The sequence below is a fragment of the Azohydromonas caseinilytica genome (assembly GCF_012927045.1).
Lineage (GTDB): Bacteria > Pseudomonadota > Gammaproteobacteria > Burkholderiales > Burkholderiaceae_C > Azohydromonas > Azohydromonas caseinilytica.
In genome coordinates this window covers 76,364-95,563 of the sequence record NZ_JABBFW010000021.1, presented here as the reverse complement: position 1 = coordinate 95,563, position 19,200 = coordinate 76,364, and the positions used below count along the sequence as shown (strand labels likewise).

The 19,200-nt window shown below is 72.2% G+C and carries 15 protein-coding genes and 2 tRNA genes; 9 read left to right on the top strand and 8 right to left on the bottom strand.

Annotation, left to right across the window (positions count from 1 at the left end; all coding sequences use genetic code 11):
• Positions 1-312: 312 nt before the first annotated feature.
• The 4 genes from HHL10_RS22510 to HHL10_RS22495 all read right to left on the bottom strand — a co-directional run bounded on the left by HHL10_RS22510 (position 313) and on the right by HHL10_RS22495 (position 3,426).
• Positions 313-403, bottom strand: a tRNA-Ser gene (locus HHL10_RS22510).
• 207 nt (positions 404-610) lie between these two features.
• Positions 611-1,906 carry a serine--tRNA ligase gene (gene serS, locus HHL10_RS22505; RefSeq protein ID WP_169162644.1) on the bottom strand — a complete coding sequence of 432 codons (1,296 nt, stop codon included), beginning with the start codon at positions 1,904-1,906 and terminating at the stop codon, positions 611-613.
• Between the two features lie 115 nt (positions 1,907-2,021).
• On the bottom strand, positions 2,022-2,981 hold the full coding sequence (ispH, locus tag HHL10_RS22500; protein WP_169162643.1) for a 4-hydroxy-3-methylbut-2-enyl diphosphate reductase: 960 nt from the start codon (positions 2,979-2,981) through the stop codon (positions 2,022-2,024).
• 1 nt (position 2,982) lies between these two features.
• Positions 2,983-3,426 carry an FKBP-type peptidyl-prolyl cis-trans isomerase gene (locus HHL10_RS22495; RefSeq protein WP_310734651.1) on the bottom strand — a complete coding sequence of 148 codons (444 nt, stop codon included), beginning with the start codon at positions 3,424-3,426 and terminating at the stop codon, positions 2,983-2,985.
• Positions 3,427-3,497: 71 nt separating this feature from the next.
• Between HHL10_RS22495 and radC the strand changes: the two genes are divergently transcribed.
• Complete coding sequence (gene radC / locus HHL10_RS22490) at positions 3,498-4,172, top strand: RadC family protein (protein WP_169162642.1); 675 nt, start codon at positions 3,498-3,500, stop codon at positions 4,170-4,172.
• Between the two features lie 101 nt (positions 4,173-4,273).
• Positions 4,274-4,912, top strand: coding sequence for a Smr/MutS family protein (locus tag HHL10_RS22485; protein ID WP_169162641.1), 639 nt, complete (start codon positions 4,274-4,276; stop codon positions 4,910-4,912).
• Positions 4,913-4,973: 61 nt separating this feature from the next.
• Here HHL10_RS22485 and HHL10_RS22480 read toward each other — a convergent pair whose 3' ends face one another.
• The 3 genes from HHL10_RS22480 to HHL10_RS22470 all read right to left on the bottom strand — a co-directional run bounded on the left by HHL10_RS22480 (position 4,974) and on the right by HHL10_RS22470 (position 6,380).
• Positions 4,974-5,372 (bottom strand): group II truncated hemoglobin, encoded by a 399-nt coding sequence (locus HHL10_RS22480; protein ID WP_169162640.1) that lies wholly within the window; start codon positions 5,370-5,372, stop codon positions 4,974-4,976.
• 37 nt (positions 5,373-5,409) lie between these two features.
• Positions 5,410-5,610, bottom strand: a complete 201-nt coding sequence (locus HHL10_RS22475) for a heavy-metal-associated domain-containing protein (protein ID WP_169162639.1) — start codon at positions 5,608-5,610, stop codon at positions 5,410-5,412.
• 107 nt (positions 5,611-5,717) lie between these two features.
• Entirely contained in the window at positions 5,718-6,380 is a 663-nt protein-coding gene (locus HHL10_RS22470) for a c-type cytochrome (protein ID WP_169162638.1), read from the bottom strand.
• Positions 6,381-6,505: 125 nt separating this feature from the next.
• Between HHL10_RS22470 and HHL10_RS22465 the strand changes: the two genes are divergently transcribed.
• Positions 6,506-7,348, top strand: coding sequence for an AAA family ATPase (locus HHL10_RS22465; protein ID WP_169162637.1), 843 nt, complete (start codon positions 6,506-6,508; stop codon positions 7,346-7,348).
• Positions 7,349-7,379: 31 nt separating this feature from the next.
• On the opposite strand, the gene HHL10_RS22460 is transcribed toward HHL10_RS22465, so the two are convergent.
• Entirely contained in the window at positions 7,380-8,579 is a 1,200-nt protein-coding gene (locus tag HHL10_RS22460; RefSeq protein ID WP_169162636.1) for a hypothetical protein, read from the bottom strand.
• Positions 8,580-8,756: 177 nt separating this feature from the next.
• Between HHL10_RS22460 and HHL10_RS22455 the strand changes: the two genes are divergently transcribed.
• The 6 genes from HHL10_RS22455 (at position 8,757) to HHL10_RS22430 (ending at position 19,198) form a co-directional block, all read left to right on the top strand.
• Positions 8,757-9,341 carry a GNAT family N-acetyltransferase gene (locus HHL10_RS22455; RefSeq protein WP_169162635.1) on the top strand — a complete coding sequence of 195 codons (585 nt, stop codon included), beginning with the start codon at positions 8,757-8,759 and terminating at the stop codon, positions 9,339-9,341.
• Positions 9,338-11,293 (top strand): S9 family peptidase, encoded by a 1,956-nt coding sequence (locus tag HHL10_RS22450; RefSeq protein WP_169162634.1) that lies wholly within the window; start codon positions 9,338-9,340, stop codon positions 11,291-11,293. Before HHL10_RS22455 ends, HHL10_RS22450 begins: the two co-directional genes overlap by 4 nt.
• A gap of 304 nt (positions 11,294-11,597) precedes the next feature.
• Positions 11,598-12,764 (top strand): vWA domain-containing protein, encoded by a 1,167-nt coding sequence (locus HHL10_RS22445; RefSeq protein ID WP_169162633.1) that lies wholly within the window; start codon positions 11,598-11,600, stop codon positions 12,762-12,764.
• Complete coding sequence (locus HHL10_RS22440) at positions 12,761-14,635, top strand: autotransporter assembly complex protein TamA (protein ID WP_169162632.1); 1,875 nt, start codon at positions 12,761-12,763, stop codon at positions 14,633-14,635. The genes HHL10_RS22445 and HHL10_RS22440 overlap by 4 nt, the downstream gene beginning before the upstream one ends.
• A gap of 122 nt (positions 14,636-14,757) precedes the next feature.
• Positions 14,758-18,921 (top strand): translocation/assembly module TamB domain-containing protein, encoded by a 4,164-nt coding sequence (locus HHL10_RS22435; RefSeq protein ID WP_169162631.1) that lies wholly within the window; start codon positions 14,758-14,760, stop codon positions 18,919-18,921.
• A gap of 202 nt (positions 18,922-19,123) precedes the next feature.
• A tRNA-Arg gene (locus HHL10_RS22430) sits at positions 19,124-19,198 on the top strand.
• Positions 19,199-19,200 lie beyond the last annotated feature (2 nt).

The following is a 19,200-nucleotide window of genomic DNA, read 5'->3' as shown; positions in this document are numbered from 1 at the left end:
CTTATCGGCTGTATGTTTTTAAAGAGCTTGCCGCTGTTGCAGCGCTTCGCAGTTTTGTTCAGCGAAGCTTGAAATTCTGACACATTCAAAAAACCTTGTCAAGCACTCGGAATTTCGAATCACTAACCAAGTTGCTTAGATCGACAGCAACCATCAATGATGGTTGCCACACAAGCAGCACACCAACCGCGCCGCTCGATCAACTCAACTTGCTCAGCGCAAGCCGCAAATTATGACATCACTTTAAAAGTAATGTCAACACCTCGCGGCGAATTTCCCACTTGCTGCTGCCAACAAGCCCAGAGCTGCCGCTGGCGGAAAGGGAGGGATTCGAACCCTCGATACAGGAAACCTGTATACCGGATTTCGAGTCCGGCGCATTCGACCACTCTGCCACCTTTCCTGGAACTTCACCCTGGTCAGTGAGTGAAGCCTCGCATTCTAATCCAATTTTTGAGCGGAACGCTAGAGGCCAAGCGCGATTGCATCAAATTTTGTTGCACCACGCGCGACGGCCCTCTGCAAGGTCGTCCGGCGGACGCAGTCCTGTCTATTGACCTGCGGCTTGACTGCCCGCAGGACTGCCGTAGGGCGCCGTGGCTTCCGTCTCTCAGGGACGCAATTCCTCCAGCCCACCCAGGTACGGCCGCAGCGCCGCCGGAACAGCGATCGAGCCGTCCTCGCGCTGGCCGTTTTCCAACACAGCGACCAGCGTACGCCCCACTGCCAAGCCGGAACCATTGAGCGTATGCACCAGCTCAGGCTTGCCCTGGGCATTGCGGAAGCGCGCCTGCATGCGCCGAGACTGGAACGCCTCGCAGTTGCTGCAGGAGCTGATCTCGCGATAGGTGTTCTGCGCGGGCAGCCACACTTCCAGGTCATAGGTCTTGGCCGCGCTGAAGCCCATGTCACCGCTGCTCAGCGCCATGACGCGGTACGGCAGCTCCAGCTTTTGCAGGATGGCCTCGGCATGCTGAACCATCTGCTCCAGTGCCGCGTTGCTGTCCTCGGGCCGCACGATCTGCACCATCTCGACCTTGTCGAACTGGTGCTGGCGGATCATGCCGCGCGTGTCACGCCCGGCACTGCCGGCCTCGCTACGGAAGCAGGGGCTGTGCGCGGTAAGGCGAATGGGCAACTGCGCCGCGTCCAGGATCTGTTCGCGCACGCTGTTGGTCAGCGAGATCTCGCTGGTGGAGATCAGGTACTGCTCTTCCTGCGCCTCGTCGCCGCCGCGCAGCACCCAGAACATGTCCTCGCGGAACTTGGGCAGCTGACCCGTCCCCAGCAACGCGTCGCGGTTGACGATGTAGGGCGTGTAGCACTCGGTGTAGCCGTGCTCGGTGGTCTGCACGTCCAGCATGAACTGGGCAAGCGCCCGGTGCAGCCGCGCCGCCGCGCCGCGCATGAAGGCAAAGCGCGAGCCCGACAACCGCACGCCGGTTTCGAAGTCCAGGCCCAGCGGCGCACCCAGGTCCACATGGTCGCGCGGCTCGAAATCGAACTGCCGCGGCTGGCCCCAGCGCCGCACCTCGACGTTGGCGCTCTCGTCGGTCCCCACCGGCACGCTCTCGTGCGGCAGGTTGGGCACGCTCAGCAGCATCTGCTGCAGCTCCAGCTGCAGCGCCTCCAGCCGCTCGGCCCCGGCCTTGAGCTCGTCGCCGATGCCGGCCACCTCGGCCATCACGGGCGCGGTGTCCTCGCCCTTGGCCTTGAGCTGGCCGATACGCTTGCTCAGCGCATTGCGCTTGGCCTGCAGTTCCTCGGTGGCCGACTGGATGCGCTTGCGCTCAGCCTCCAGTGCCCGGAAGCGTTCCACGTCAAGAAAAGGTTGCGGCGACTTGCGCGCTTCCAGGCGGGCCACCACCGCGTCGAGGTCGCGGCGCAGCAGAGAAATATCGAGCATGGTGTGTTCCTTTGCGAGGCGGGGATTGTAGAAAGCCGCCCCGCGCCCTCAGGCCACCGGCGCCCCGCCCGTCCGACAGCACGGGCCGCATCCACGCGCGGCCCGGTTTGAATCCTCAACCTTCGCCGGCCTCGGCCATCGCGCGGTCGCCCAGGCCCTTGGGCAACGGGAAACGGATGTGCTCTTCCACGCCTGCCATGCGGCGCACGCTAAGGGCGCCAAGCTCGCGCAGGCGCTGGATCACCTGATTCACGAGGATGTCGGGCGCCGAGGCTCCGGCGGTCAGGCCGACACGCGCCCCTTGCGGAAACCACTGCGGCTGCAGGTCGGCGGCGGCGTCCACCATGTACGCGGGCGTGCCCAGGCGCTGCGCCAGCTCGCGCAGCCGGTTGCTGTTGGAACTGGTGGGACTGCCCACCACGATCAGCACGTCCACCGTGGGCGCCAACAACTTCACGGCGTCCTGCCGGTTCTGCGTGGCGTAGCAGATGTCCTGCTTCTTGGGCTCGCGCACCAGCGGGAAATGCTCCTTCACGGCCGTCAGGATCTCGGCCGCGTCATCCACGCTGAGCGTGGTCTGCGTCACCACCGCCAGCTTCGACGGGTCGCGCACCTGCACCTTGGCCACGTCCGCGACCTCTTCCACCAGGTGGATGCCGCCGTCGAGCTGGCCCATGGTGCCCTCGACCTCCGGGTGCCCCTTGTGGCCGATCATGATGAACTCGTAGCCTTCGCGCGCGAGCTTGGCGACTTCCACGTGCACCTTGGTCACCAGCGGGCAGGTGGCATCGAAAAGCTGGAAGCCGCGCTCGGCCGCCTCACGGCGCACGGCCTGGCTGACGCCATGGGCACTGAACACCAGCGTCGCGCCCGGCGGCACCTCCGACAGCTCCTCGATGAAGATGGCGCCCTTGGCGCGCAGGTCACTGACCACGTAGGTGTTGTGCACGATCTCATGGCGCACGTAGATCGGTGCGCCGAAGCGCACCAGCGCCCGCTCCACGATCTCGATGGCCCGGTCCACCCCGGCGCAGAAGCCTCGCGGCTGCGCCAGCACCACTTCCTGCACGCTCATCTCACAGCACCCCAATGACCTGGACTTCGAAACTCACGCTCTGGCCGGCCAGCGGGTGATTGAAGTCGAACAGCAGCCAGTCCGGCCCCACCTCGCGCACCACGCCGGCATAGCTGGCCTGGCCGCCGGGCGTGGGGAACTGCACCACGTCGCCCACGCCGTACTCGGCATCGGGGTCGCCCAGCTCGCGCAGCAGCGACAGCTTCACGCGCTGCAGCAGTTCGGGGTTGCGCTCGCCGAAGGCCTCGCCCGGTGCCAGCTCGAAGCGCTCGTGCGCGCCCTCGCCCAGGCCCAGCAGCCGCGCCTCCATGGCCGGGGCGAGCTCACCCGTGCCCAGCGTGAGCGTGGCGGGCTTGCCACCGAAGGTGTTGACGAGATCGGCACCGTCGGGGCCCGACAGTCGGTAATGCAGGGTCAGGAAGGCCCCGGGCTGGATCATGCTCACGGTGGATGAAACTCTTGTCTATAGACTGGTCCCGAGATTCTACGAGCCGGCCCCAAGCCGTCCTGGACGCGATGCCTTTGAAAGACCTGCCCGCCGACGCCTTGCCGCGCGAGAAGCTGCTCACCCGCGGCCCGGGCGCCCTGGCCGACGCGGAGCTGCTGGCGCTGCTGTTGCGCACGGGGCTGCCCGAGCTCAACGTGCTGCAGCTGGCGGACAAGCTGCTGGCGGACTTCAACGGCCTGCCGGGCCTGTTGCGGGCGCAACCCCGACAGCTGGCGCTGGTCAAGGGACTGGGGCCGGCCAAGCAGGCCGAGATCGGGGCGGTCATGGAGATCGCGCGGCGCACGCTGGCGGTGGAGCTGGCCCGCACGCCCGTGTTCGATGCGCCGGCCAAGGTCAAGGACTACCTCGCGCTGCGCCTGGCCGGCCTGGAGCACGAGGTGTTCGCGGTGCTCTTCCTCGACAGCCAGCACCGGCTGCTGTGCATGGAGGAGCTCTTCCGCGGCACGCTGACACAGACCAGCGTCTACCCGCGCGAGGTGGTCAAGCGCGCGCTGCAGCTCAATGCCGGCGCGCTGATCCTGGCGCACAACCACCCCTCCGGCCTGGCCGAGCCTTCGCGTGCCGACGAGTTCCTCACCCAGCGCCTCAAGAGCGCGCTGCAGCTGGTGGACGTGGCGGTGCTGGACCACCTGGTGATCGGCGCCGGGCAGACCGTCTCCTTTGCCGAGCGCGGGCTGTTGTGAGCGCCACCGCAGGGCCACGGCACCGGGAGTAGCCCGTTTCTTGCTCTTGTCTTTTGTTGAATGAACCGCGCGCAGCGCAGGGCAGTCCCAAGGAAGTACCGATGAACGTGAAGCTGCGCAGCCTGCACGAGCTCGATGCGATCAAGCGCGTGCTGGAACACCGCCGCCAGGAGGCCGAACACCTGCGGCAACGCGAGCTGGAGGCGGCGCGCCGCGCGCAGAGTGCCGCCACGCTGTTCGCGCAGGCCGTGGGGCCGGTGCAGCCGCTCAAGCCGCATGGGCGCAAGGAGCATGTGCACGCGCGCCCGGCGCCGTGGCCGCGCCAGCGCGAGCTCGACGAGCAGGCGGCACTGCAGGAGGCGCTGTCGGACGAGGTGGACGTGGAGTCGCTGCTGGAAACCGACGCCGAGCTGAGCTTTCGCCGTCCGGACATCGGCCCCGACGTGCTCAAGCGGCTGCGCCGCGGCCAGTGGTCGATCCAGGCCGAGGTGGACCTGCATGGCCTGCGCCGCGACGAGGCGCGCGAGCGGCTGGCGTCGTTCCTGCGCGAGGCCATGCAGCGGGGCCTGCGCTGCGTGCGCGTGGTGCACGGCAAGGGCCTGGGCTCGCCCGGACGCACGCCGGTGCTCAAGGGCAAGGTGCGCGCATGGCTGGTGCAGAAGAGCGAGGTCGCCGCCTTCGTGCAGGCCCGCGGCAGCGAGGGCGGCCACGGGGCGCTGATCGTGCTGCTGCGCGGATGAAGTCGTTTGCGCTCGCCCTGACCTTGTCGAAGGGCTTCGACAGGCTCATCCCGAACGGAATTCACCCACCCTTGTTGCGCATCCAGTCCGCGGTATTGAAGAAGGCGTCCTCCAGGCGCTGGGCCAGCGCCGGGTCCATGCCCTGCTCCTGCATCGCCTGCTGCATGCAGTGCAGCCACTGGTCGCGCTCGGCCAGGCCGATGGCGAAGGGCAGGTGCCGCGCGCGCAGCCGCGGATGGCCAAAGCGTTCGATGTAGTGGTTGGGGCCGCCGAGCCAGCCGCACAGGAACCAGTACAGCTTGTCGCGCGAGCCCTGCAGGTCGGCCGGGTGCATGCGCCGGATGCCGGCGTAGGCCGGCTCCAGCTCCATCAGGTCGTAGAAGCGGTCCACGAGCCGGCGCACGGCCGGCTCGCCGCCCAGCAGCTCGAAGGCGTTGCTGGGCGTGTCGTCGTTGCTCATCGGGAACTGCTCGGAAAAATGAAAAAGCCGCCCGGGCTCAGGCGGCGTCGGTGGGCGTGTAGCCCTCTTCGTCCAGCGCCTGGACGAAGGCCTCGGCGGGCAGCTGGGAGTCAATCTGCACCTTGTGCGTGGGCAGGTCGATCTGCAGCCCCGCGGTAGCGTCCACGCGCTGCACCGTGGCGGTGACGGTCTTGACGCAGTGGCCGCAGGTCATGGTGGGTAGGGTCAGCTCGATCATCGGGGCTCCAGGGGGCGTGGACACAGCCTGCGAGTATCGCCCCGCACGCGTTCGACGCCGGGCGCAGGGCCGCGGCCCGCCACCCCGGCCCGCCGGCCGCCGCGGCCTCAGCGAAAGCGCGACTGCGGCACCGTGTAGACCTCGCCCGGCAGCGAGCCGACATAGTCGGCGATGGCCTTGAGCTCGGCATTGCTGAACTGCTTGACGATGCCGCCCATGATGGCGTTGTTGCGGCCCACGGCGGCGTTGTTCTCGGTGCGGTAGGCCTTGAGCGAGGCGAAGAGGTAGTCGGGGTACTGGCCGGCGATCTTGGGATAGCTCGGGTCGATGGGCTTGCTGAAGTTGGTGCCGTGGCAGGAGACGCAGGCGCCCTTGGTCAGCAGCGCCGCGACCTCGGCCGACGGCGCGCGCGGCGCCTCCGGCGCGGGCGCGGCCTCGGAAGGCGCCAGCTGCGCGTAGTGGGCGGAGACGAAGCTGATGTCCTGGTCGGTGAGCGAGGCGGCCACGCCGTGCATGGTGGAGTGCTTGCGGTCGCCCTTGCGGTAGGCCTGCAGCGCGGCCTCGATGTACTTCTGGCCCTGGCCCGAGATCATGGGCACCTTGTAGACCTGCGGAAAACTGGCCTGGTAGCCGGGGATGCTGTGGCAGCCGTTGCACATGGCCACCCGGGCATCGCCGGCCTGGCCCTGGGCTTGGCCTTGAGGCTGGGCCTGTGCGGTGGTGACGAACAAGCCGGCCAGGGCCAGCGACAGGGCGAGTGTCTTGGTCATCGTCTCGGAGGTGGGTGAGGAAGGCTGACCGCGTGAGCGCCGTGGGCGGAGCTTGCGCGGCGTCAAGGGCCAGTCTAGGGGCCTCCTATACTGCGACGCCACCCCTGCAAACCCCGCCGAAACCAATGAAATTCCAAGGCTCCGACCAGTACGTCGCCACGCCCGAACTGCGGCTGGCGGTCAACGCGGCCATCACGCTGCAGCGCCCGCTGCTGATCAAGGGCGAACCCGGCACGGGCAAGACCATGCTGGCCGAGGAGGTCGCCAAGGCGCTGGGCGTGCCGCTGCTGCAGTGGCACATCAAGAGCACGACCAAGGCGCAGCAGGGCCTCTACGAGTACGACGCGGTGAGCCGCCTGCGCGACAGCCAGCTCGGCGACGAGCGCGTCAAGGACATCCACCACTACATCGTCAAGGGCGTGCTGTGGCAGGCCTTCACGGCCGAGCAGCCCGTGGCGCTGCTGATCGACGAGATCGACAAGGCCGACATCGAATTCCCCAACGACCTGCTGCGCGAGCTCGACCGCATGGAGTTCCATGTCTACGAGACGCGCGAGACCATCCGCGCGCGCCACCGCCCGCTGGTGTTCATCACCTCCAACAACGAGAAGGAGCTGCCCGACGCCTTCCTGCGCCGCTGCTTCTTCCACTACATCAGCTTCCCCGAGCCGGCGACCATGCGCGCCATCGTGGACGTGCACTTCCCCGGCCTGAAGCACGAGCTGCTGGCCGCGGCCATGGACCACTTCTATCGGCTGCGCAACCTGCCCGGGCTCAAGAAGAAGCCCTCCACCAGCGAGCTGCTGGACTGGCTCAAGCTGCTGCTGGCCGAAGACATCCCGCTGCAGGCACTGCACAGCGACGACCAGCGCGTGAGCGTGCCCCCACTGGTGGGCGCGCTGCTCAAGAACGAGCAGGACCTGACGCTGTTCGAGAAGCTGGTGTCGATGCAGCGGCAGCACCGCTGAACGAGGAACCCCGAAGCGCCGCCCCGCGCCCTCAGCGCAGGAACCCGCTCATCGACAGCGACAGCCTCGGCTCCAGCGGCTGCCCTTCGGCGCTGCGGCGGGCGCCCATGTCCAGCGCCAGCCGCCCGGGCTGCAGCCACCAGCGCACGCCCACCTCGCGCGCCACGCCGGTGGGCTCCTCGGCCCACTGCGCGTAGACCATGTGCTCGCCCATCGGGCGCCACAGCCCGGTGACGCTGGTGCGCGTGCGCAGCTCGCCGCTCTTGAGCGTGCCGCTGCGCAGCCGGCCCACGCTCATGTCCAGCGCCGCGTCGGGCCCCAGCCTGAGCAGCCCGCCGGTGGCCAGCAGCGCACGCTGGTCGCTCTGCACCTGGCCCAGCCGCCCCTCGCGCGAGCCCTGCCAGCCCAGCCGCAGGCTGGTGATGAGCGGCGCGCTCAGCGCCGACCACTGCTGGCTGTGCAGCTGGTCCACCTCCAGCTTCAGCGGCGCCTGGGGCGAGGCCGGCGCCGGGCCCAGCAGCGCCGCCGGCTGCACCGTGGCCAGCTCCACGCGCGAGCCGTCCACGCCCAGGCGCAGCCGGTCGCGCCCGCAGTCCTTGCGCAACTGCTGCACGCGGTCGTCGGTGCTGGGGCTGGCGAAGGGGTCCAGCGGACAGTCGCGCGGCGCCGTGAAGGCGGTGTCCTTGAGCGGCCGCTGCGGCCGCGGGGCGTAGATGCGCGAGGCCGCCAGCGGCTTGTCCGGCAGAAGCCGGTAAGCCTGGGTGGACCACACGCTCGGCGCCGCGAAGGGCGCGGGCGGCAGCAGCGGCGACTCCTCGGGCGGCAGCAGCGGCGCCACGGGCAGCGGCGCGCTGGGCCGGCTGGTCGGTCGCCACAGCGCCAGCAGCTGGGGTTCGACGTCGTAATCGAAACTCACCCCGAGGCGACGCGCCGGCGCCGGGGCGGCCTCGGCGGACGCGGCGTCCGGCGCCGTGCCTTCCTTCGACCCCTCGGCCGCCGCCTCCTGCGAGGCGGGCTCGGCCGGCGTGTCGGTGGCGGTGTCCGCAGCGGCCCGCGTCTCCTTGGCGGCTTCGCGGGACGCCTCGGCGGGCTGCGCCGGACCCGGCGTCGCGCCGTCCTGAGCGGCTTGCGCCGGGGGCTGCGTCGGCGCCGGCTGGGCGTCCTGGCCGGCGTCCTGCGCCCAGGCCGTGCCGGCCAGCAGCGCCAGCGCCACCAGCCCCATGCCCTTCACCGCCCGCTTTCGCGCACCCCTCCCGCAGCCCACGACCTTCTCCCGCGCCAACAACCCCGACCCCATCCGGGTCCGCCCGGCAGCGATGGTGCGATGATCCGCCGCCATGGAATTGAAGCAACAAGACGGACTTTGCCGCCTCTGTAACGTCTTGCAATCGCTCCGGCGGAGGCCCGCTTGAGCTGGCCCGAAGCCGTTCCACTGGGGGGTCGCCACGCGGCGCTGCGCCTGCTCTCGCACGCGGACGCGCCGGCCCTGGCGCAGGCGGTGCAGGACGGCGAGCTGTGGAAGCTGTGGTTCACGCGCATCCCGGCGCCGGACGAGATGGACGCCGAGATCGCCCGTCGCCTGCAGCTCCATGCCCAGGGCTCGATGACGCCCTACGCGGTGCTCGACACCCAGGGCACGCCGGTGGGCATGACCAGCTACATGAACGTCGATGCCGTGAACCGCCGCGTGGAGATCGGCAGCACCTGGATCGCCCGGCGCGTGCAACGCACGCTGCTCAACACGGAGTGCAAATTCATGCTCCTGCAGCACGCCTTCGACACCCTGGACTGCCTCGCGGTGGAGCTGCGCACCCACCGCCTCAACCTCAATTCCCGCCGCGCCATCGAAGGGCTGGGCGCGCAGCTCGACGGCATCCTGCGCCACCACCAGCGCCTGCCCGACGGCAGCATCCGCGACACCGCCGTCTACAGCATCACCGCCCCGGAATGGCCCACCGTGCGGCGCCACCTGCAGGCGCGGCTGGCGTCATGAGCAGCGCCCGCCGCCTGCACCCGCGCCTGCTGTGGCGGCTGGAGCACCCCGGGGCCATCGCCCTGTGCGCGGACGGCGCGCGCGCGGCGCTGGAAGTGCACGCGGCCCGGGATGGCCGGTTCACCTCTTGCCTGTGGCTGCTGGACACGCGCCAAGGCGCCGACCCCCGTCCGCTGCAGCTGCCCGCCGTGGACGCGCGCATGCCGGCCTGGTCGGCGCGCGGCGCGCGCATCGCCTGCACCGCGCGCTCACCCGATGACCCCGAAGCGGCGCCGCAGCTGTGGGTGCTCGATCCCCAGCCCGAGGGCGACGCGCCGCAGCCGCTGGCCTTCGTTCCCACCGGCGTGTCCGAGCCGCGCTGGCTGCCCGACGGGCGCCGCCTGCTGGCCGTCTCCCGCCTCTGGCCCGACCTTCCCGACCTGCCCGCCCAGGCGCGGCGGCTGCAATCGGTACAGCGGCGGCGCCGGCAGGGCCTGCGCATCGACGACAGCGCCCGGCCGTGCGCGGCGCACCTGCTGCTGTTCGAAGCGGACGGCGGCGTGCGCGACCTCTTCGCCGGCCTGCCCTGCGCGCTGGACGAGGCGCCACACGCCTTCGACCTCTCACCCGACGGCCGGCGCGTGGTCTTCGCCTGCGCGCCGGAGCAGCCGGGCGGGCCGCGCGCACTGGCCGAGCTGGACCTCGCCGGCGGCACGCTGCGCTGGCTGGTGCGCGATGCCGCCTGGGACTGCTCCGCCCCGCGCTGGGCTCCGCCCTCGGCGCTCAGCGGCGCGCGCATCGCCTTCCTGGCGCGCCACAGCGGCCTCAAGCACAACCAGCCGGCGCAGCTGGCGCTGTGGGAGGAGGAAAGCGGCGCTTGGTCCGTGCTCAGCGCCGCCTGGGACCACGAAGTGCACGCGCCGCTGCAGTGGGAGGAGGACGGCATCGCCGTGCTGCTGCGCGCCCAGCAGCAGGGCCGCCAGCACCTGTGGCGCTTCGACGTGGCGGATCGCCGCGCCGAGGCGCTGGTGCGCGGCGGCTGGGTGCGCGCCTTCGACAAGGCGGCCGGCACGCTGGTGACGGTGGCCGACGCGCTGGAGCACCCGGCGCGCGTGCACGTGCACCTGCCGGGCCAGCCGCCGCTGCGCGTGGAGCGCTTCAACCACGCCCGCCTCAACGGCACGGCCCTGGGCGTGGCCGAGCCCGTGACGCTGCGCGGCGCGCAGGACGAGGAGTTTCAGCTCTGGCTGCACTACCCGCCCGGTTTCGACGCGACGCGCGCCTACCCGGTGCTGCAGCTGCTGCCCGACGGGCCGCACCGCGCCGCGGGCGAGCGCTGGGAGACGGTGCTGAACCCCTCGCTGCTGGCGGCGCAGGGCGACTGCGTGGTGGCGCGGGCCAACGTGCATGGCAGCAGCGGCTTCGGCTACGCCTTCCTGGACAGCATCACCCACCGCTGGGGCGAGCTGGAGCTGCAGGACCTCGACGCCGCCACGGCCTGGCTGCAGCGCCAGCCCTGGGCCGACACGCGCCGGCTGTTCGCCGCGGGCAGCGGCTACGGCGGCTTCCTGGCGGCCTGGCTCAATGCCCGGCAGTCGCCGCACGCGGCGCTGGCCTGCCTGGGCGGCGTGTTCGATTGGGAAGCGATGCTGGCCAGCAGCACCTGGCCGCGCTACGTGCAGGCGCTGGGCGCGCTGCCCTGGTCGCAGCCGGAGCGGCTGCTCATTGCCAGCCCGCAGGCCAGCGCCGGGACCATGCGCACGCCCACGCTGCTCATCCACGCCGCAAACGACGCGCGCGTGCCGCTGCAGCAGGCCCTGGCGCAGCACCACGCGCTGCAGGCGCTGGAGGTGCCGTCGCGGCTGCTGGTGCTGGACGCCGCCGACCTGCGCCAGCCGCCCCATGCCCGGCGCGTGCTGGGCGAGCTGCTGGCGTGGTTCAGGCGGCACGATCCGGGGGCGGCTGGGGGGTGAGGGGGCGGTCATTGACGGCGGCCCGGAGGCCGAGGCGCCCCGCCTACTGTTTCGTCATTCCCGCGCAGGCGCTCACCAAGGGTGGGCGCCTGCGCGGGGATGACGAAGTAGTGCGCGGAGCGAGGCAGCTCGCGGCCAGCGGCTCCACACTTCCTTTCCTCCGGCCTGACAGCACCTCCTCCGCCCAACCACACCCAGCCCCTCACCGCCCCCTGGACCCACCCCCGTTCCAGCCGCCGCGCACAATCCACCGGGACAGGCGGCTCCTCACCGCCCTCCTCCTCCCGCCACTCGCGAGACCCCCATGCTGATCGACTTCTTCTACAGCCTGCGCCAGGCGCGGCTGCCGGTGTCCCTCAAGGAGTTTCTTACCCTGCTGGAAGGGCTCAAGGCGGGCGTGATCGGGCCTTCGGTGGACGAGTTCTACCAGTTCGCCCGGCTCGCGCTGGTCAAGGACGAGACCCTGTTCGACCGCTTCGACCGCGCCTTCGGCGCCTACTTCAAGGGCGTGGAGCAGATCGACCTGGCGCTGGAGCTGCCCGAGGACTGGCTGCGCCGCACGCTGGAGCGTGAGTTCAGCGACGAGCAGCGCGCCGCGCTCGAAGCCATGGACTGGGACGAGCTGATGGACACGCTCCAGAAGCGCCTGGAGGAGCAGCAAGGACGCCACGAGGGCGGCTCCAAGTGGATCGGCACCAACGGCACGTCGCCCTTCGGCCACGGCGGCATCAACCCGCGCGGCGTGCGCATCGGCGGGCCCGGCAAGGAGAGGAGCGCGGTCAAGGTCTGGGAGCGCCGCGCCTTCAAGGACTACGACGACTCGGCCGAGATCGGCACCCGCGGCATGCAGCTGGCGCTGCGGCGGCTGCGCCGCTTCGCGCGCCAGGGCGCGGCCGAGGAGCTGGACCTGGACGCCACCATCCACCGCACCGCCGCCAACGCCGGGCTGCTCGACATCCAGCTCGTGCCCGAGCGCCACAACAACGTGAAGTTGCTGCTGCTCATGGACGTGGGCGGCTCCATGGACGAGCACGTGCAGCGCGTGGAACAGCTCTTCACCGCGGCGCGCAGCGAGTTCAAGCACCTGGAGTTCTATTACTTCCACAACTGCGTCTACGACTTCGTCTGGAAGCACAACCGCCGCCGCCATGCCGAGCGCACGGCGACCTGGGACCTGATGCGCACCTACAACAAGGACTACCGGCTGGTGTTCGTGGGCGACGCGACCATGAGCCCCTACGAGATCCTGCAGCCCGGCGGCAGCGTGGAATACAACAACGAGGAGCCCGGCGCCGAGTGGCTGCAGCGCCTGGTGCACCACTACCCGCATTGCGCCTGGATCAATCCGGAGCCGCAGGGCCTGTGGCAGTACCGCCAGAGCATCGCGCTGGTGCAGCAGCTCATCGGCCCGCGCATGTTCCCGCTCACGCTCTCCGGCCTGGAAGGGGCGATGCGGCTGCTGAGCAAATGAGGGCCCGGCGCGGGCCGCTGTCACACTCCCCGCTGGCGCGCGCCCTGGGCGCGCTGCTGGCGCTGAGCCTGCTGGGCGGCTGCGCGCTGCTGCGCCCCGAGACGCGCCCCGGCGACCAGGGGCCGGAGCCGGCCGCCGAGGCGCCGCTGCCTCCGCCCTACACGCTGCGCGTGGAGGTGGCCGACGAAGCGCTGCGCACGCTGCTGCTGGAGTACCTGGACCTGGCGCGGCTGCGCCGCATGGCGCCGCAGGCCGGCATCGACGACACCGAGCTGACGCGCCTGGTGGCCGCCGCCCCGGCGCAGGTGCGCGAGCTGCTGGAAACCGAGGGCTATTTCAACGCGCAGGTGCGGCTGCGGCGCGAGCCGGGCACGCCGCCGCAGGTGGTGCTGCAGGTCGATCCGGGGCCGCGCACGCGGGTCACGCAGCTGCGGCTGGAGCTCGAGGGCGAGCTGGAGCGCGCCCGCCAGTCCGGCGACCGCGACGCCCGCAGGTTGGCGGCGCAGCTGCACCGGCGCTGGCCGCTGCCCGAAGGGGCACCGTTCCGCAATGCCGACTGGGCCGCGGCCAAGAGCGGCGCACTGGCGCAGCTGCGCGCGGCCGGCTATGCCCAGGCGCGGCTGGCCGACAGCGCGGCGCAGGTGGACGCGGCCACGCACGAGGCGCGGCTGGCCTTCACGGCCGACAGCGGCGCGCTGTTCCGCACCGGCGAGCTGCGCATCGAGGGGCTGGAGCGCCAGGACGAGCGCGCCGTGCGCAACCTCGCCGGCTTCGGCCCCGGCACGCCCGCCACCGAGACGCTGCTGCTGGACTACCAGGAGCGGCTGCAGCTGGCCGGCCTGTACGAGCGCGCCACCGTCACGCTGGACAGCAGCGCCGCCCCCGAGGCCGCGCCGGTAGTGGTGACGCTGCGGGAGCTGCCGCTGCAGCAGGCCAACGTCGCGCTGGGCGTGGACGCCAACACCGGCGTGCGCACCAGCGTCGAGCACTGGCACCGCCGCGCCTTCGGCTGGGCCGCCACGGCGCGCAACAAGGTGGAGATTGCCCAGCTGCGCCAGGCCTGGGAGGGCGAGCTGGCCTCGCACTTCCTGCCGCGCATGCGCCGCAACCTGGTGAGCGTGCAGGCCGAGCGGCTGGAGTCGGACGTGGACACCGTGCGCTCGCTGCGCCTGCGCCTGGGCCGCGACCAGACCACCCCGCGCGCCGACCGCTTCACCTTCGTGCAGTTCGAGACTTCGGCGCAGCAGCCGCTGGACCGGAGCCTGCCGGGCGAGCATGCCGAGGCGCTGTCGCTGAACCACCACGTGGTGCTGCGCCGGCTGAATGACCCGCTGTTGCCCACGCGCGGCTACACGCTGTCGCTGCAGAGCGGCGTGGGCCAGGCGCGCAGCACCGAGGGCGACAGCGGCCCCTTCGGTCGTCTCTACGGCCGGCTGACGCTGTACCGGCCGCTGGGCGGCGGCTGGTACGGGCAGGGCCGGGTCGAGCTGGGACAGGTGTTCGTGCGCGAGGGCGTGCTGGTGCCGGAGTCGCAGCGCTTTCGCGCCGGCGGTGACGAGTCGGTGCGCGGCTACGTGTACCGGTCCCTGGCGCCGACGGCGGCGGACGGCTCCATCAGCGGCGGCAAGGTGCTCTTCACCGCCAGTGCCGAAGTGGCGCGTGCGCTGTCGGCGCGCTGGCCGGCGCTGTGGGGCGCGCTGTTCGTGGACGTGGGCCAGGCCGCGCAGCGCTGGAGCGAGCTCAGCCCGGTCTGGGGCCCCGGCCTCGGCCTGCGCTACCGCAGCCCGGTCGGTCCGCTGCGCCTGGATGTCGCCTACGGCACCGAGGCGCGGCGGCTGCGGCTGCATCTGAGCGTGGGAGTGACGTTCTGAAGGCGCCTCAGCCTCTGGACCATCCAAGGCCGACAGTCTTCCCGAACAGCCTCCAGGAGTTCACTCCTCCAAGACGCCCTCGTCCCACCCTTCACACTCCCTCCCCCGCCCGCCACCCCCTGATGTCCCCCAACGCCCCACCCGCCCTCCCGCCCGCCCCCGCCGCCGACACCCCGCCGCCGGTGGTGCCGCCGCGCCGGCGGCGGCGCTGGTGGCCGGCGCTGCTGCTGGCCCTGGCCGGGCTGCTCGTGGCCGGCGGCGCAGCACTGTGGTGGGCGCTGTCCCCGGCCGGCCTGGCCTGGTGGCTGCCGCGCGCGGGCGTGCAGGTGACGGGGCTGCGCGGCGGCCTGCAGGGCGGAGCGCTGGCCTTTGACGCGCTGCGCTGGCAGAGGAGCGATGGCGCCCGACTGGAGATCGACGCTTTCACGTTGCCTGAGCTGCGCTGGACCTTCCGCCCGCCCGGCGGTTGGCTGGGCCTGCATCTCCAGGCACCCCAGGCGGCGCGCGTGGCCTGGCAGCCGGGCCGGGCGGCGGACGAGACGCCGCCCATAAGAGACATTCCCCGCTCGCTGCGCCTGCCGCTGCGGCTGCGTGTGCAGGACCTGCGCATCGCCACGCTGCAGATCGGCACGCAGCCACCGGTGCACGCGCTGCGGCTCACGGCCGAGCTGGGCGCCCAGAGCGGCAGCGTGCACCGGCTGGAAGCACTGACGCTGCAGTGGCAGCGCCTGGCCCTGCAGGCCAGCGGCCAGATCGGCGCCGGCGCGCCCATGGCGCTGCAGGCACAAGTACAGGCCGACGCGCTGGCCGAAGTGCAGCCGCCCTGGCAGGCCCAGCTCGCACTCACGGGCACGCTGGCGCAGATCGACGTGGCAGCGACGCTGCACGGCGCGCCCGTGCCGACGGGCGGCCCGGCGCGGGGCGCCGCCGCGACACCCAGCCTGGACGCCCAGGCGCGGCTGGCGCCCTTCGCCGACTGGCCGCTGCAGCAGCTGCAGGCGCGCACGCAGGCCCTGGACCTGTCGGCCCTGTGGCCCACGCTGCCGGTGACGAGCCTGACCGGCCACGCCGACCTGCGCGGCGGCAGCGCCGGCGCGCCGCTGGAGCTGGACCTGGCGCTGGACAACGCCCGCCCCGGCCGCTGGAGCGCGCGGCAACTGCCGCTGCGCAGCGCCCAGCTCACCCTGGGCGCCCGCCCCGAGCGGCGCGACCGGCTGGAGCTGCAGGCCCTGGCGCTGGAGCTGGGCGACGCCCAGGGCCGCGCCGGCAGTTTCAGCGGCAGCGGCCATTGGGAAGGCGCGGTGCTGGCACTGGAGGGCCGGCTGCGGCGCCTGCAGCCGGCGCGGCTGGATGCGCGTCTGCCCGCACTGCAGCTGGACGGGCCGCTGGCGTTGAACTTGTCCGGCATCGCCCTGCCCGGCACGCCGGCCCCGCCCGCGCCGGCAGCGTTGGCGCTCAAGGTCCAGGCGGAGCTGCGCGGCACGCAGGACGGCGGCCCGGCCGTGCAGGCCAAGCTCGCCCTGCAGGCCCGGCGCGAGGGCCCGGCCACGGCCGCGCGCTGGTCGGTGGCGCTGGACGAGTTCGACGCCCGCGCCGGCAGCGCCCAGGCCCGGGCGCAGGCCCACCTGGAGCTCGATCCCTCGGGCTCCTGGCAGGCACGGACCCAGGGGCAGCTGAAGAATTTCGACCCGGTGCCGTGGTGGCCGGCCACGCCCGCGCCGACGACGCTCAGCGGCGAGTGGGACGCGCAGCTCTCCGCCGCTGCCGGGCAGCCGCTGCCGCGAGCGCTGCGCGGCCAGGCCGCCCTCACGCTGGCCCCGGGCCGCCTGGCCGGCGTGCCGGTGCAGGGAAAACTGTCGTGGCGCGACGCCGGCGCCGGGCTGCAGGCCCAAGCCCGGCTGCAGCTGGGCGCCAACCGCCTGGAGCTGGACGGCCGCGCCGCCGGCCGGGCCGCGCCGGAATGGCAAGTCAATGTGGACGCTCCCGCGCTGGCCACGCTGGCGCCCTTGAGCCGCCTGCACCCGTCGCTGCCGGCGCTGTGGCCGCGCGAGGGCCGGCTCAGCGCCCAGGCGAAGCTGCACGCCGGCGGCCCGCGCGACTGGCGCACGCAGGGCACGCTGGAAACGAGCGGGCTGGCGCTGGGCGCCTGGCGTCTCGCCCAGGGCCAGGCGCGCTGGGAGCTGCGGGCGCCGGGGCGCAGCGACGCCCCGCTGGCGCTGGCGCTGGACGCCGCCGGCCTGCAGCAGGCCGGCGCCGCGCGGCTGGACCAGCTGCGCGCGCGGCTGCAGGGGCGTTGGTCGACGCACCAGGTGGAGCTCGACGCGTCCAGCCCGCTGCGCCCGCCCGCCTGGGCCGACAGCCTGATCGGCCCCTCCACCGGCACGGAACTCACGCTGCGCGGCAGCGGCACCTGGCAGGAGGGGAACCTGAGCCGCTGGGCCCTGCAGGCGCAGACGCTGCAGGCCCGCGCCCGTGGCGGCCGGGGCACGCCCTGGCTCAGCGCCGCGCCGCTGCAGGCGCAGCTCGCCTTCGACCCGGCGCTGCGCAGCGTCACGCTGGCGCCGGGCGCGCTGGAGACGCTGGGCCTGGCGCTGCGCTGGTCGCAGCTGGACTGGAGCGCACCCGCCACGCCCGACGCGCCGCCGCGGCTGCGCGCCCAGGCCGAGCTGCAGGCGCTGCGCGTGGCGCCCTGGCTGCAGCGGCTGCAACCCGGCTTCGGCTGGGGCGGCGACCTGGAAGTGGGCGGCCGGCTGCGCTTCGACAGCGCCGACCCGCAGGGCAGCGAAGTCGTCGTGGAGCGGCTGCGCGGCGACCTGCAGCGCAGCGACGAAGTCGGCGGCGTGCAACCCTTCGGCATGACGGATCTGCGCCTGGCGCTGCAGGTGCAGAACGGGCGCTGGACCTTCACCCAGGCCATGGCGGCGCGCCATTTCGGCGTGCTGGCCGGGGCGCAGGTGGTGCAGAGCCGCCCGCGCGTGCCCTGGCCCTCGGCGCAGGACCCGATGCAGGGCGTGCTGGAGCTGCGCGTGGACGACCTGGGCGTATGGGCGCCCTGGGTGCCGCCGGGCTGGCGCCTGGGCGGGCGGCTGCATGCCGGCGCCGGCCTGGGGGGGCGCTTCGGGGCGCCGGAGATCACCGGGCGGCTCGACGCCTCGCGCCTGGCGCTGCGCAACCTGCTGCTGGGCGTGGACCTGCGCGACGGCGAAGTCGCCATGGCGCTGCGCGGCGAGGACGCGCGCATCGAGCGTTTCAGCCTCCAGGCCGGCGACGGGACGCTGCAAGCCACCGGCGGCGCGCGCTTCGGCGCGACGCCGAGCGCGGCGCTGCAGCTGCAGCTGAAGCGCTTCCGGGTGCTGGGGCGCTTCGACCGGCGGCTGTCGGTGAGCGGGCAGGCAGCGCTGGCGCTGCAGGCGCAGCAGCTGGCGCTGGACGGGCGGCTGGCGGTGGACGAGGGCCTGATCGACATCAGCCAGCGCGAGGCGCCGGCGCTGGACGCCGACGTCACGGTGCTGAACCGCCCGCACACGCCGGGCGGCGCGGCAACGCCGGGTGAGCCCTCGGCGCTGATGCGGCGGGCGCGGGTCGATCTGCGGCTGGACCTGGGCCCGCAGCTGCGGCTGCGCGGCCAGGGCATCGACACCCGGCTCGGCGGCGAGCTGGCGGTGAGCACACCCGGCGGACGGCCGCAGCTGCACGGCACCGTGCGCACGCTGCAGGGCCGCTACGCTGCCTACGGGCAAAACCTGGAGATCGAGCGCGGCGAGATCGTCTTTTCCGGGCCGGTGGACAACCCGCGGCTGGACATCCTGGCGCTGCGCCCGCGGCTGGACGAGGTGCGCGTGGGCGTGCAGATCCTGGGCACGGCGCAGAACCCGCGCGTGCGGCTGTACAGCGAACCCGAGGTCAGCGAGCTGGACAAGCTGTCCTGGCTGGTGACGGGCCGTGCGCCGGACGGCCTGGGCCGCGCCGACACCGCGCTGCTGCAGCGCGCGGCGCTGGCGCTGCTGGCTGGTCAGGACGGCGACGCCGCGGGCCGCAACCTGCTGCGCAACCTGGGCCTGGACGACCTGGCCGTGCGCCAGCGCGACGACGGCGAGCTGCGCCAGACGGTGGTGTCGCTGGGGCGGCAGCTGTCGCGGCGCTGGTGGGTGGGCTACGAGCGCGGCATCGGCAGCGCCAGCGGCACCTGGCAGCTCATCTACAGCCTGGCGCACCGCTTCACGCTGCGCGGCCAGTCGGGCGAGCAGAACTCGGTGGACCTGCTGCGCAGCTGGCGCTGGAACTGAGTGCCGCCAGCGATTGTCAACTTACACACACTGATGGAGTCACTTTCCGGCATTCGAATGGCGACACCATGAACCCACAGGAAACAGTCGCTGACTGTCTTGAAAGGGCGGAAGGGCAAGCCATGGCGGTGTCCCGAGGTGCTTGGCGGCCTGGGCCGGAAGGGCACCGCGCGCCGTGCGAGAATCCGCGCCGCTGTCCGCGCTCGCCGTAGTTCAATGGATAGAACGGCCGCCTCCTAAGCGGCAAATACAGGTTCGATTCCTGTCGGCGGGACCAGC